This window comes from Peribacillus sp. Bi96 (assembly GCF_918698115.1).
GTDB lineage: Bacteria > Bacillota > Bacilli > Bacillales > DSM-1321 > Peribacillus.
This window is the reverse complement of the sequence record NZ_CAKKLV010000036.1, coordinates 1-12332: the sequence shown is the minus strand read 5'-3', so window position 1 is coordinate 12332 and position 12332 is coordinate 1. Positions and strand designations below refer to the sequence as shown.

Below are 12332 nucleotides of genomic sequence, written 5' to 3'. Positions count from 1 at the left end.
CAATAGTGTAGATTCGCGGAATGAACATTCATTCCGTTTATAATTAAAAATGTCTCAAGCGTGCAATCGGACTGCATCCCAAAAGCTTTCTTCCACATCTTCCAAAAGTTTTGGTTCAGGTTCTAACTCCCCGATGCGAACAAGTCGCTCAAGCTCAAGAAATGCTCCGTAAATGATGGCAATCAAAGCTGAAGAAGGAATATCCTTAATTTCTTTTTTCTCTTTTCCTTCATCAAAGAAATTTTTAAATATATCCAATAGCCCTTGAAAGCTAGCATGACTATCTTCATTTAAAAAATGGGCTCCACTATGTATTTTAATAAAATAAAGAGCTTGGTCCTGCTCGGTTGTAAAGTGAACCATTGATTTAAAAATATGGTGAAATTGATTTCTAATTGAATCTTCATGAGGAAATCCATTCTTGACCGTTTCAGTGAAAATATCCAAGTACTCTTGAAAAATCTTGTTGCCCAGCACTTCCTTATTCTCAAAATAGCGATAAATGGTACCCGCTCCAACTCCTGCCGATGTAGCAATCATCGGGATCGTTGTCGCATCATATCCCCGTTCTGCGAATAGCACTAAAGCGCTGGATACTATACTGTCTCGTTTATTTATTGCAGTGATCATAATGATTCACCCCTTTTTTACAAGTTGCGGAATGAATGTTCATTCCTTTTAGTGTAAGTGTATACCCAATAAAATCCCATCTCAATCACGCATACTACCCATATTTTGTGAATTCTTTGTTAACGGAGGGGGATAAAAGACTGAAAGTATTTCTTTTTAAGGAATTAAATGGGTACTACAAACTATCATTTGCCCATAAAAAAAAGAGCTGATAGTCACAGCTCTTCAAGTTTAAAGCAGGATGATTTTCATGTTCATCAATTAAATCAAAGGAACTTATGCATGATAATAGCGTTCAGATGTTTCTTTTTATGGGCGTTGAACACTACTTCCAATGGGATATTGTACTTGTTCTCAATCACAATCAAGCTTCCTATCACATCTCCCAATTCTTCGGTTAACTCCTGTTTGTTTTCTTCATAAGAACCAATAACCTCATCAGGTCTATCCCTGCCAATTTCAAGGGAGCGAATGGCTCGTGCCACCTCGCCAGTTTCTTCTGCCAAAAAAGCAGATGCGAATGAAAATGTCCAATTCTGACCATCCTCGTGCTTCATAATAATCTTTTACCCATTGTTGAAATTCAGTGACGTTCATATTCATCCACCTTTCATTTAGATAATTCAGGTTTAACAAATCTCCTTGAATTTTGTATGATAGGAAAGGAAGATTACTAAATGGGAGATGTGATATTTTGAAAAGTCTAGCTGTATTTTGTGGATCAAGCAACGGTGCATCTACTATCTATTTAGAAGAGGCTAAAAAACTGGGTGTGGAACTGGCAAAACGTAATATTACCCTTGTTTATGGGGGCTCAAGTGTAGGAATCATGGGTGCGGTTGCAGATTCCGTTTTAGAAGCAGGCGGAAAAGTAATTGGAGTCATGCCAGATTTTCTAGAAAAAAAAGAAATAGCACATAAAAGCCTGACCGAACTGATTGTCGTTGAATCCATGCATGACAGAAAAGCAAAAATGGCAGAGCTTGCAGATGGGTTTATGGCGTTGCCAGGTGGACCAGGAACATTAGAAGAATTCTTTGAAATTTTCACTTGGGCACAGCTTGGTCTTCATCAAAAACCTTGCGGACTCTTAAATATCAATCATTATTATGATCCTTTGGTCGCTTTATTCAATCATATGTCCGATGAACAGTTCCTGCATGAAAAATTCCGTTCCATGGCGATGGTAGATGTTGAACCAAGTGGACTTCTTGATCAATTCAATACATATGAACCGCCAACCGTAAAAACTTTCATTACCGAAAAACAAACCTGATAATAAAAAACAACCGGCCAAGATCAATAATGACCTTGGCCGGTTGTGATAACTGCTTGGCACTGAAGGGTTAATTAAAAATCAGATTTAAATAATCTCCATGCCCTTTAATAAGTTGACCTTCATGTTCAGAGGAAATCCAGAAGAAATGGAATGTCAGCTCCTCTTCATCTCCTCCACCTGTTGGCTGATAGTCCCATTCATCAGGAACATTCGATGCACTTATCTTATAAAAAAATCTATTATGTATGACACCATCATCGTTCTTCCAACAATCTTCTGCAATTAACTTCTCCACATGAAAATTTTCAAGACCTGTTTCTTCTTTCATTTCCCTTATCACCGCTTGATATGCATCTTCTTGAGGCTCGACTGTTCCCTTGGGTATCTGTATACCCGCTTCACTAATGGGGTGTTGAAAAACCAATACCTGTGTTTCTCCATTATTGATTCGTGTCACATATCCGTAGGCTTTTTTTATCGGCTTCACCATCATTCCCCCGTTTTTGCAACCTATTGATCAACCACCAAAAGCAAATATAAGCTCTGTCTCGCATACAGTATCTCCATCGACAGTAGCCCATCCTTTTCCTTTACCGATAGGGCCTTTCAAGCGAGTAATCTCCACTTCTAAACGTAATTGGTCCCCTGGTCTTACTTGCCTTTTAAAACGACATCTATCGATCCCAGCCAAAAGTCCGATCCGCCCTTTATTTTGTTCTTTTGTAAGCATAACAACAGCACTAACTTGTGCTAATGCCTCCAGGATCAATACACCTGGCATCACTGGGTAATTTGGAAAGTGACCAGTAAAAAACTCTTCATTTGCTGTTACATTTTTAATGGCCACCGCTCTATTTCCTTCTTCCAATTCCAGAACTCTATCAACTAAAAGAAATGGATAGCGATGCCTGATATTGTCTTTGATTTCTTGAATATCAATCAATAGTAAGTCCCCCCATTGCAATGGATTGCTTTTACTTTATTTTACCATCAGTATCATCATATGGATATTTTTGTATTTACCACAATGCGGCCCTGTTTTTTGATTTCGCTTACAAATCCTTTGATTTTTTTCCCTTCGATTTAGTTAACGGGGATAGAACCATTTGTTCATATCTCGCGTAACCTCCTAATAATTTATGAATCAAGTTTATTTTAGGAACGACAAGGTAAACCACCAAGCCTGAAATGGTACTCAGTATAGCTCCTGTCAGTACATCCGCCGGAAAGTGGACACCTACCCAAATACGGGAAATGCCAACAAGGAAAGCCAGCATGATCCATAACAACCACCATCCTCTTTTGAAAAGCCAAAAGGATACACAAAACGAGAAAATCAAAATGGTATGGTCGCTTGGAAATGAATTATCCACTGCTTTTTCAATTAACTTATGAACATTGGTCAATTCAGCAAATGGCTGATTGTTCGAATGCAATCTCCCTGCCACTTTCCCCATCATTTCAGCTATTACAAACGTAATCATCCCACAAACAACCATCATTCTACTCTGTTCATTTCGAGTGAACCATATTACGATGACAGCTAAAGCTAAGAAAAATACCATGTACTCGGCAATGAAAATGGCAGAAGGGTTTAAATAAGTGTATTGTTTCCCTAAGTCATTTATCATTCTAAATACAGTAATGTTCAGTTCAAAAAAATCCATTATCTACCCAACTTTCCGCTTTTTCTTATATATTAAAGAGAAAGGGAGTAAAATCGCCATCGTTCTTCCTAACAGTTTAAGCTGCCACCTTACAATATTGTCACCTGGTTAATGAGAAATTGTATGATAAAAAAAGAGAGGGTGAAACAAATGAAAATCAATCATTTAAATTTAACAGTTAATGATGTTACTGCATCACGTGAGTTTTTAGAAACATATTTTGGACTGACCTGTACAGGAAGTCGCGGGGACGGGTTCGCCGCAATGTTAGATGACGATGGTTCCGTATTGACACTAATGAAAGGACGAAATGTACAATACCCCCAGACTTTTCATGTTGGATTCATTCAAGAAAATGAAGAACAAGTTAACAGAATCAATCAACGATTGAAAGATGATGGATTCATGGTTAAGCCTCCACAACACCTGCACAGATATACTTTTTACGTAGAAGCGCCCGGAGGATTTAGCGTTGAAATACTGTGTTAAACTATCGGAGCTGTCTTAACGACAGCTTTTTTCTTTATGCAAAAAAGGGGAAGCGATTTCTAAAAAGTGCACCTCAAAAATTTGATCTTATGAAAAAGTTGGAGACTATTTGTGTCATTTTCCTGATTAGAGCATAAAATTATATAACCCATTTAATTCCTTCTTAAAAACTAATGAGGAGATGTTTCGATATGTCAGGTTGTGAAAGTGGTTTTGGTTTTGGCGGAGGTTTCGCCTTTATAGTCGTATTGTTTATACTCTTAATCATTGTCGGTTGTAGTTGTGCCGGTGGCGGGTACGGCGGCGGGTACGGCGGCGGTCAAGGATATGGAGGATACTGCTAATATAGAATGAAAAAGACCGACCTTAATTGGTCGGTTCTTTACTTTTGATTCCCACCTCCAAGATAAAAAGCTTATATTGTCGGTACATATTCTTCCACCTTTATCATAAAAATTAAGGCCATTCAACTTACCCAACATAACAATTCGGGCAATTCTCCAACATCCTGCTTTCCTGCGAATTTTAATAAAGTTCGACCGTTCATAAAAAGGAGGAACCGAAAATTATTTTAGTTTTTTTCTTATGACCTAAGGCAGCGCTAACTGGAACCGGTAATTAATTTAGTATAATGGGAGTATCCGTACAAGGGGGTACAACATGCTGCACATACAGAAAGGGTCACATACTGTAATCATTGTCATTCATGAAATTTATGGAATTAACCAACATATACAAGGGTTTTGTGAATTATTATCAAAGCAGAATTTCGATGTCATTTGTCCGCATTTATTAGCACAGGAGACACCTTTTGCTTATTCCCAAGAGGAAGAGGCTTATCATTATTTCATGAAGAACGTAGGTTTCTCAGGCGCTTTACAAAAAATAAAAAATATTATATCGGATGTTAAAGATGAATACCAAAAAATATTTATCATTGGATTCAGCTTAGGGGCAACTGTAGCTTGGCTGTGCAGTGAGGAAGAAAGTGTCGATGGAATAGTTGGATACTAAGGCTCTCGCATTAGGAATTATGTGGAATTGGAGCCACAATGCCCTACACTGCTATTCTTTCCGGAAGAAGAACAATCCTTTAATGTGGATGAATTGATTTCAATGTTAAAAGTAAAGAATTTCGACTTACATAAATTCAACGGAAAACACGGATTCAGTGACCCTTACACCTTAAAATATAAAGTTGAATCCGCTCAAAGGGCATTTAGCACCATGATGAATTTTTTTACGAAGCAGTAGAACCTAGGTGACACTAAGCCACCTGTTCTTTCATTCAATTTTACATTTTGTATTGATCCAATGTATCGAACCCGCATCACTATGGGGATGACTGTCTGTTTGAATCTTTTTGTACTCTATTGCCAATTCTGTTAAAGAAAGCTTCAACAGCTGTTCCTCACTTTTATTTACATGATAGATCATGAGTTTATAGATTAATTCCTTCCGTTTTTCTTCCACACCCTTTCTCATTTCACCCTCTCCTTTTTTGTTATTTGATGGTGTTAGAAGCATAAATAAATCAGGTTGAGGCAAGACGCGGGGCGGGTACGAATGGTTGCTACATCTATTGTTTTTTTTGAAGAATACCTGTTCCAACAGTTCAACGTACCACTTCCTGTCTGAAATATATGAATTAATAGATATTCAAACAGGGCTCATCAGAAGGCAAGGAATCATTCTTTTTTATTTTCATATATTCTTCCTCTAAGTCGGTTAAGGTTAATTCAAATAAATGGGTGTCATTCTTTTTATAAATTCCCTCGTTAATCAACTTGTTGATTAGAAAGTTCCTTTTCTTCTCAATAGCTTTACGTAATAATATCCCCATAATAAAAACCTCCTTTATTATCTGAACAACTACGGTGGAATCATTCGGTCGGGATCTTCCTGCTTGCCCTTTTACCAAAAAAAACCGGAGACATCTCTTTACATGAAAGAAAAGTCTCCGGTTATCCGGTCAATTAACCTATAATTCTTATCGAACTACTCAGTATTATTGTTTCTTATTTTACAAACTCTGTGCCCCATAGTCAACAATAAATTTTTATTTTTCTAAATTTACTTGGCTTGATTCTTTCTTGGGTAGCTTTTTTTATCATTACTTTGGCTTCGCTTCATGAAATGCCGTTTTAACTTTATCCAACAGGTCTTTATCTGAAATCAAACGATAACCTGTTAGTGCAAGAGCTTTTGCTCCAGTAAGGATGGCTTTGTCTCCTCTTGGGGATTTCGCGCAATCACGGAATTCATTCGTATGGGCAATCAACTCGTCTGGTCCAATTTTTATATATGGATGGGCTGTCGGTACCACATGGCTTACATTTCCTGCATCTGTCGAACCAAAACCATCCTCTTTTCTAGGAGCCACCTCTTCCCCTAATTGCGTCAGTTGTTCTTTTAACAGGTCGTCAAGGACTGGATTGATCACAAAATCGAGTACTTCATTTTGGAAACGTTCGACTTCAACCGTACTTCCTGTGGCAAGTGCCGCCCCTTTTGCTACATCACGTATTTTTCGAGATACCTCTTCGCAAAGTTTCCATGTTGTTGCCCTGATGTAGAACCTCGCTGAAGCATATTCAGGAATGATGTTAGGCGCTTCCCCGCCATTGGTGATTATTCCATGGATTTTGACCTCGGATGGGAGCTGCTGTCGCAAAGCATTAATGCCATTGAACAGCTGAATCACTCCGTCAAGAGCATTCACGCCTTGTTCAGGAGCTGCAGCTGCATGTGCTGATTTTCCATAAAAATAAAAATCAAGTGGATCGACAGCCAAAAACGGACTTGTTACACCCGTTTTCCCAGCAGGATGGATAATGATGGCTGCATCCACCTCATCAAAAAGACCATGCTTCACAAAGCTGCCTTTTGCACTACCATTCGGCCCGCCCTCTTCAGCAGGCGTTCCGAAAACAATCACTTCTCCGCCTGTCTCCTCCAGCACTTGAGCCAAGGAAATTCCTGCTGCTACACTCGTTGTGCCAATGATATTATGACCGCAAGCATGACCTAAACCAGGCAATGCATCATACTCGGCTAAAAAGGCAATTGTGGGGCCATTCTTTAAAGAAGTTTTTTTGGCGATGAATCCTGTTTCATGCCCAGCTATATTGCGGGTCACTTCAAATCCTGCATCTAGAAGTAATTTGGTTAACGTATCCGAAGCGAAGAACTCTTGATTGCCAATTTCGGGTTTGGCATGGATGGCTTGACTCGTTTCAACATATAATTTGGAATGCTTATCGATGTGATCTGCAATGATTTGCTGATGCGACTTCACTAGTTCAATTCCCATATCCTTATCTCCCTTTTTATTTATTGGGTATAAAAAGCCGGATAGGTATCTTGAATCTATCCGGCAATTCTTCACTTTGTTTCAATCATCATTTTTCACTAGCCGGTTTTGTCCAGGCATCTTGGTAATTCACTAATTCATCTACAGATACATATGCAGGAATCGTGTTTCCGTCAAACGTTTTTTCAATGAACGCTTCCACTTCTTTCGATTGGTAAAGTTCTACTAATTTTTGCAGCTCAGGACGATCGGTATCTCCCTTTTTAACAGCAATGATATTAATATATGGTTTTGCCGTTTTACTTTCATGGAATAATGCATCTTTTAAAGTAAGTCCTGCTTCAACGGCAAAGTTGTTATTAATCGCAGAGGCATCGGCATCATCCAATAGACGCGGCGTATTGCCGGCAGCAACAGGTTTGATTTTCAATTTTTTCGGATTATCTTTAATGATTTCCAATGATCCCGACCCATTGAATTCCTCTTTCAATGTAATCAAGCCAGCTTCTTGAAGAAGGAGTAATGCACGGCCAAAGTTTGTAGCTTCATTCGGAACGGCAATGGTAGCTCCATCCGGTAGACTTTTAAGGCTTTTATGCTTTTTCGAATAAAGACCCATTGGCGCAATGACAGTCGACCCGATGGGTTCTAATTTCAAATTTTGATCTTGAACAAATTCATCGAAGTAGGCAACTGTTTGGAATGAATTCGCATCAATTTCGCCTTCACTTAACGCAAGGTTCGGTTGGATATAATCGTTAAAAGTGACCAGTTCGATATTCAGGCCTTTCTTTTTCGCTAAGTCGACAATGTATTCCCACGTTCTCGTATCCCCGCTGCTGACACCCACTTTTACTGTTTTTACATCATCTGAACCGCCTGCTGCACCTTCTTTGCTCCCACATGCTGCAGCCACGACGGCCAATGCTAATACGATAATTGTTAATAAGATTTTCTTCATTTTTCCTGCCTCCTCTAATTTTTATCTTCTTCTGATTTTTTTTGAAACGAAATTCCCGGTGGATTGCAGTAATTGAACGATGATCACGAGCGCCGCTACTGTGACGACCATCGTCATCGTATCGAACCTTTGATAACCGTAAGCCAAGGCCAAATCTCCCACCCCGCCTGCACCGACGGCACCTGCCATGGCTGTAGATCCAACAAGGCCAATCGTCGCGGTTGTAAATGTAAGGATCAATGAACTAAGTCCCTCAGGTATCAAAAAGCGATATATGATTTGCCATGTCGTTGCCCCCATTGCCTGAGCTGCCTCGATGATCCCTTTGTCCACTTCCAACAGGGAGTTTTCCACAAGCCGGGCAATATAAGGAGCTGCATAAAAGATCAGTGGAACAATTGCTGCATTCGTTCCGATTGCACTGCCCACAATCATTCTAGTAAAAGGAATCAGTGCGACAAGCAAGATGATGAAAGGAACCGACCGTAATATATTGATGATCGGGTTCAATACATTAAAGATCCATTTATTCTCCAGGATGTGACCGTTCCTCGTAATGACAAGCAGGATACCGAGCGGAAGCCCGATCAATCCGGAAAATACCAATGAGATGGCTACCATATAAAGTGTGTCACCGAAAGCTGTCGACAGCTGCTCGGCTGTTATTTCCATTCCCCAAAGCGTATTACCCATTTATCTGCACCTCCTGGACGAGAATCCCCTCATCTTTAATATATTGATAAGCCTTGTCCACCTCATTTTTGTTCCCTGTCACTTCGATGATCAAATTCCCAAAGGGCGTTTCCTGAATTTCAGAAATATTGGCTGATAATACACTTAAATGAACATCATATTTCTTCGAGATGGTTGAAAGTAAAGGGGTTCCTGAAGTAGTCCCAATAAAGTTAATTTTCCAAATAATCGGGATATGGGTCCCTATGCTTTTCAGGAAACTTTGTGGTATCTCGTCATGTATGACCGTTCTCACGAAGTTTTTTGCAATATCCGTTTGCGGCTTCGCAAAAACTTCGAAAACCGAACCTTGCTCAACCACGCATCCGCCTTCCATGACCGCAACCTTATTGCAAATTTCCCTGATTACAGACATTTCATGAGTGATTAACAGAATGGTAATATTGTATTCTTTATTAATCTTCTTTAAGAGCTGCAGAACAGCACTAGTGGTTTGTGGATCCAATGCCGACGTAGCTTCATCACATAATAGGATCGATGGGTTTGTAGCCAATGCTCTCGCGATCCCGATCCGTTGCTTTTGACCTCCGGATAATTGTTCCGGATAACTCCTTGCTTTGCTTGATAAGCCAACGAACTCCAGCAACTCGCCTACCCGCTCTTTGATTTCTTTACTGGGCGTTCCCGACAAAACCAGCGGCATGGCGATATTATCAAAAACGGTCTTTGAGTTAAGTAAGTTGAAATGCTGAAAGATCATCCCGATTTTTTTCTTTTCTGCCCGTAAATCCTTAGGGTTCAATGAAGTTAAATCCTTCTCCCCAACGATTACACGGCCATCTGATGGATGTTCAAGCAGATTGACTAACCGAATCAACGTACTTTTTCCGGCTCCGCTATAACCGACTACACCGAATATATCTCCCTTTTCTACTGTCAAATTGATTCCTTTCAAAGCTTCAACGGTCTGTTTCTTTGTTTGATAAACCTTTTTAACATTTTGAAACTCAATCATCCTATCTCCCCCCAAGTTGTTAATTTCTACAAATTCATTATCAGAGAAGAGCTTTGCAAAGTTTCAAAATGATAGGGTTACATTCGTTTGATGATCCCGTGCTTTGAAAGCCAAACTCACGAGTTCATGCACCATTTTCCCAAATGACAACCATATTCATTGTGAATAAACAAAAGAGGCCTCTTCCGTCATCAGACAGAAGAGGCCTCCTTTAGAAATAAAAAAGAGTAAACTCTTAATTTAATTATCTAAGAAAAGCTCCTTCTTATCTTTCAAACTTTCGTCCGTTGGAATTAGCACAGTATTTTTACAATAGTAAAAACCCGCTGCCGAGGTATCATAGGGCCAAGTCCCTCCACATCTCTCGATAAGAATTAACGTTATATTTAATTATGTCCTTCACTATATATTCAATTTTCACTTAAGTCAACCCTAATTTTTATCGTTCTAACTATTTTCATAGTATAGTTATTTAAATATCAAATTATTATATAAATATAATTTTTTTTAAATTGTTTCACTGCTTGCTTCGTATTTTCTATAATAATTTGCTCATTCTCCATACAGGATACTTTTCATTTTCATCCCTTATCTTTACCATTCCAGATTTCGTATATAATCGAATCGCCCTCTGATTATCCGGAGAAACCCTTAAATGATATTCCGATACAGTAAATTGCCTGAAAAAGTTTTCTGCATAGCGAACCAATTCCTTGCCAAGGCCTTTATTGCGGTATTCGGGAATAAGATAAAATAGATTCACATAGCCAATCTCAGTCCCTTCGTACTCCCGAATTTGAAGTTCCATTTGCCCAATTGGTTTTTGGTCCTTTTCAATGATCACTTGTCCATCCGGAAATTTGCGGACCCTTTCTTTCATTCGAATTAGATAAGTATGTGCATCCCCAAAGCCTTCTTCCGATCCAAAACTTACAACAAAGGAATCCTTCCTGAATGTAACGATGATATCCTTATCTTTGTCGATATCAATGGTACGAAAGATCAACTTCATTCACCTCTATCATTTTAGTGAAATAGTAATTCAATAGGTAAATAACACTTTTTGTGATGAACCCTATATTCGGACTCCTATTGATAAGGCTGATTCAATCACCTTAATTGGGTCCTTCCGTTTTTGTGCCTTGATTAAAAAACATTTGCCAACTGCCATTCGTACATTTCCAGATTGAACTTCTTAAGGTATGTTCCACTTTATCTTCATCAAAAATCCGGTACGTAGTTAACATGGTATCATCAGACAATTGATGCATATCAAATTGACTTAATGTCATTTTCACCGCTCCGGCTCCCTCTTGCCCCATAAAGTCGCTTTTGGACCATATGTTACCCGAACTGCCGAACTCAAAGAAATCATCTTTCAACAATAGTGAAAGTTCTTCTGAAGATGTACGGATTTCAGATTTTAATAATTTCTCCTCCAGCTGATACAAATGCACTTTTAACAACGAAGAATCACTTTCCATTCATCTTGTCCTCCTTCTTCCCTTGAAATTTGACTGCTTTTCAACTTAATTGGAAAATTGTGTATAATTTATACAAAGACTTTCATACGGAGGTGAAAATCATGTTTCATGCTGTCAAAGATTTTTTATCCAGCTCTTTGCTGATTATTAGTTGGTTAATATTTGCGGTCAGCATCATTTTTATCATCTTTTCGTTTTCAACCTTTTTTGCCATACCTATTTTCTTATTAATATTTTCAACCGGCCTACTTTGTTTCCATATTTCTAAGAAACTGGACTCACGAAGGATTTCAAAGTGTTAAGAAAAATCTCACGAAGGCAAATGCTAGAGTTTCTTACGATTATTCCACATTACTGGCGGTAATTCCTTTTTGACTGCCAGTAATGTGGAATATTTGGTCCCAAACCCATTAACTTCTTCCTATATCGGAATAATTCGACCTACACCCTATTCCTGGCCCTTCATTGAATCCCATAAAAAAAAGGAGCTGCCATTTTGAACTGCACCCCAATTGTTAGACAACATCTAACAATTGGAGGTGCAGTTTTTTTGACTAAATATACGATAGACGAAAAATCACATGCAGTTTTAGAGTACTTAGAAGGGAAAAAATCCTATAAATCCATTGCACAAGAAAGAAATGTAGGTTTATCCCCTCTGAAAAGATGGGTCGCTCGCTATCTAAAACATGGGATGGAAGGACTTGCTTCATCCTATACAAATTACACTCTGCCCTTTAAACTAGAGGTACTTAAATATATGAACGAATATGGGGCATCAATCAACGAGACCGCTGTACA

The 12332-nt window shown here is 38.8% G+C and carries 16 protein-coding genes, 2 pseudogenes and 1 riboswitch; of the genes and pseudogenes, 5 read left to right on the top strand and 13 right to left on the bottom strand.

Annotated features, from left to right (window positions below; genetic code table 11):
• Window positions 1-54 precede the first annotated feature (54 nt).
• Both LQ203_RS25425 and LQ203_RS25420 read right to left on the bottom strand, forming a co-directional pair.
• A complete protein-coding gene (locus LQ203_RS25425) occupies window positions 55-630 on the bottom strand; it encodes a TetR/AcrR family transcriptional regulator (protein ID WP_230162485.1) in 576 nt (191 codons plus the stop codon).
• A 266-nt stretch (window positions 631-896) separates the two neighbouring features.
• Window positions 897-1227, bottom strand: a pseudogene (locus tag LQ203_RS25420) (MazG-like family protein).
• Window positions 1228-1324: 97 nt separating this feature from the next.
• Between LQ203_RS25420 and LQ203_RS25415 the strand changes: the two are divergent.
• Window positions 1325-1906, top strand: a complete 582-nt coding sequence (locus tag LQ203_RS25415; RefSeq protein WP_230162483.1) for a TIGR00730 family Rossman fold protein — start codon at window positions 1325-1327, stop codon at window positions 1904-1906.
• A 70-nt stretch (window positions 1907-1976) separates the two neighbouring features.
• Here the strand turns inward: LQ203_RS25415 and LQ203_RS25410 are convergent, their stop codons facing one another.
• From LQ203_RS25410 to LQ203_RS25400, 3 genes are all read right to left on the bottom strand, one after another.
• The gene (locus tag LQ203_RS25410) at window positions 1977-2399 is read right to left on the bottom strand and encodes an NUDIX domain-containing protein (RefSeq protein ID WP_230162481.1); all 423 of its coding nucleotides are present in this window, start codon (window positions 2397-2399) and stop codon (window positions 1977-1979) included.
• A gap of 27 nt (window positions 2400-2426) precedes the next feature.
• On the bottom strand, window positions 2427-2852 hold the full coding sequence (gene fabZ / locus LQ203_RS25405) for a 3-hydroxyacyl-ACP dehydratase FabZ (protein WP_230162479.1): 426 nt from the start codon (window positions 2850-2852) through the stop codon (window positions 2427-2429).
• A 109-nt stretch (window positions 2853-2961) separates the two neighbouring features.
• Window positions 2962-3576: an undecaprenyl-diphosphatase gene (locus LQ203_RS25400; RefSeq protein ID WP_230162477.1), complete on the bottom strand. Its 615-nt coding sequence runs from the start codon at window positions 3574-3576 to the stop codon at window positions 2962-2964.
• Between the two features lie 150 nt (window positions 3577-3726).
• Here LQ203_RS25400 and LQ203_RS25395 point away from each other — a divergent pair, with 150 nt between their 5' ends.
• The 3 genes and pseudogenes from LQ203_RS25395 (at window position 3727) to LQ203_RS25385 (ending at window position 5319) form a co-directional block, all read left to right on the top strand.
• Window positions 3727-4065, top strand: a complete 339-nt coding sequence (locus LQ203_RS25395; RefSeq protein WP_230162515.1) for a VOC family protein — start codon at window positions 3727-3729, stop codon at window positions 4063-4065.
• A gap of 173 nt (window positions 4066-4238) precedes the next feature.
• Window positions 4239-4409, top strand: a complete 171-nt coding sequence (locus LQ203_RS27595; protein WP_290370651.1) for a YjcZ family sporulation protein — start codon at window positions 4239-4241, stop codon at window positions 4407-4409.
• 316 nt (window positions 4410-4725) lie between these two features.
• Window positions 4726-5319 (top strand): annotated as a pseudogene (locus LQ203_RS25385) (dienelactone hydrolase family protein).
• 30 nt (window positions 5320-5349) lie between these two features.
• Here LQ203_RS25385 and LQ203_RS25380 read toward each other — a convergent pair.
• From LQ203_RS25380 to LQ203_RS25345, 8 genes are all read right to left on the bottom strand, one after another.
• Window positions 5350-5550: a Fur-regulated basic protein FbpA gene (locus tag LQ203_RS25380; protein ID WP_230162475.1), complete on the bottom strand. Its 201-nt coding sequence runs from the start codon at window positions 5548-5550 to the stop codon at window positions 5350-5352.
• Between the two features lie 163 nt (window positions 5551-5713).
• The gene (locus tag LQ203_RS25375; RefSeq protein WP_230162473.1) at window positions 5714-5908 is read right to left on the bottom strand and encodes a Fur-regulated basic protein FbpA; all 195 of its coding nucleotides are present in this window, start codon (window positions 5906-5908) and stop codon (window positions 5714-5716) included.
• Between the two features lie 270 nt (window positions 5909-6178).
• Window positions 6179-7378 (bottom strand): M20 family metallopeptidase, encoded by a 1200-nt coding sequence (locus LQ203_RS25370; RefSeq protein WP_230162471.1) that lies wholly within the window; start codon window positions 7376-7378, stop codon window positions 6179-6181.
• Between the two features lie 88 nt (window positions 7379-7466).
• Entirely contained in the window at window positions 7467-8339 is an 873-nt protein-coding gene (locus LQ203_RS25365) for a MetQ/NlpA family ABC transporter substrate-binding protein (RefSeq protein ID WP_230162470.1), read from the bottom strand.
• A gap of 21 nt (window positions 8340-8360) precedes the next feature.
• Entirely contained in the window at window positions 8361-9011 is a 651-nt protein-coding gene (locus tag LQ203_RS25360; protein WP_230162513.1) for a methionine ABC transporter permease, read from the bottom strand.
• 13 nt (window positions 9012-9024) lie between these two features.
• The gene (locus LQ203_RS25355) at window positions 9025-10047 is read right to left on the bottom strand and encodes a methionine ABC transporter ATP-binding protein (protein WP_230162468.1); all 1023 of its coding nucleotides are present in this window, start codon (window positions 10045-10047) and stop codon (window positions 9025-9027) included.
• Window positions 10048-10309: 262 nt separating this feature from the next.
• A riboswitch (SAM riboswitch) is annotated at window positions 10310-10421 on the bottom strand.
• Between the two features lie 164 nt (window positions 10422-10585).
• Window positions 10586-11053 (bottom strand): GNAT family N-acetyltransferase, encoded by a 468-nt coding sequence (locus LQ203_RS25350; RefSeq protein ID WP_230162466.1) that lies wholly within the window; start codon window positions 11051-11053, stop codon window positions 10586-10588.
• A gap of 109 nt (window positions 11054-11162) precedes the next feature.
• Complete coding sequence (locus LQ203_RS25345) at window positions 11163-11531, bottom strand: DUF4440 domain-containing protein (RefSeq protein WP_230162463.1); 369 nt, start codon at window positions 11529-11531, stop codon at window positions 11163-11165.
• Between the two features lie 496 nt (window positions 11532-12027).
• On the opposite strand from LQ203_RS25345, the gene LQ203_RS25340 reads away from it, so the two are divergent.
• On the top strand, window positions 12028-12332 hold a 305-nt coding region (locus tag LQ203_RS25340), incomplete at its 3' end, for a transposase (RefSeq protein ID WP_230162461.1).

Bases quoted from the DNA above. Each gene is read 5' to 3' on its own strand.
- LQ203_RS25355 (WP_230162468.1), bottom strand. From the start codon at position 10,047: ATGATTGAGTTTCAAAATGTTAAAAAGGTTTATCAAACAAAGAAACAG.
- LQ203_RS25425 (WP_230162485.1), bottom strand. From the start codon at position 630: ATGATCACTGCAATAAATAAACGAGACAGTATAGTATCCAGCGCTTTA.
- LQ203_RS25400 (WP_230162477.1), bottom strand. From the start codon at position 3,576: ATGGATTTTTTTGAACTGAACATTACTGTATTTAGAATGATAAATGAC.
- LQ203_RS25395 (WP_230162515.1), top strand. From the start codon at position 3,727: ATGAAAATCAATCATTTAAATTTAACAGTTAATGATGTTACTGCATCA.
- LQ203_RS25375 (WP_230162473.1), bottom strand. From the start codon at position 5,908: ATGGGGATATTATTACGTAAAGCTATTGAGAAGAAAAGGAACTTTCTA.
- LQ203_RS25360 (WP_230162513.1), bottom strand. From the start codon at position 9,011: ATGGAAATAACAGCCGAGCAGCTGTCGACAGCTTTCGGTGACACACTT.
- LQ203_RS25380 (WP_230162475.1), bottom strand. From the start codon at position 5,550: ATGAGAAAGGGTGTGGAAGAAAAACGGAAGGAATTAATCTATAAACTC.
- LQ203_RS25365 (WP_230162470.1), bottom strand. From the start codon at position 8,339: ATGAAGAAAATCTTATTAACAATTATCGTATTAGCATTGGCCGTCGTG.
- LQ203_RS25370 (WP_230162471.1), bottom strand. From the start codon at position 7,378: ATGGGAATTGAACTAGTGAAGTCGCATCAGCAAATCATTGCAGATCAC.
- LQ203_RS25345 (WP_230162463.1), bottom strand. From the start codon at position 11,531: ATGGAAAGTGATTCTTCGTTGTTAAAAGTGCATTTGTATCAGCTGGAG.
- LQ203_RS27595 (WP_290370651.1), top strand. From the start codon at position 4,239: ATGAGGAGATGTTTCGATATGTCAGGTTGTGAAAGTGGTTTTGGTTTT.
- LQ203_RS25410 (WP_230162481.1), bottom strand. From the start codon at position 2,399: ATGGTGAAGCCGATAAAAAAAGCCTACGGATATGTGACACGAATCAAT.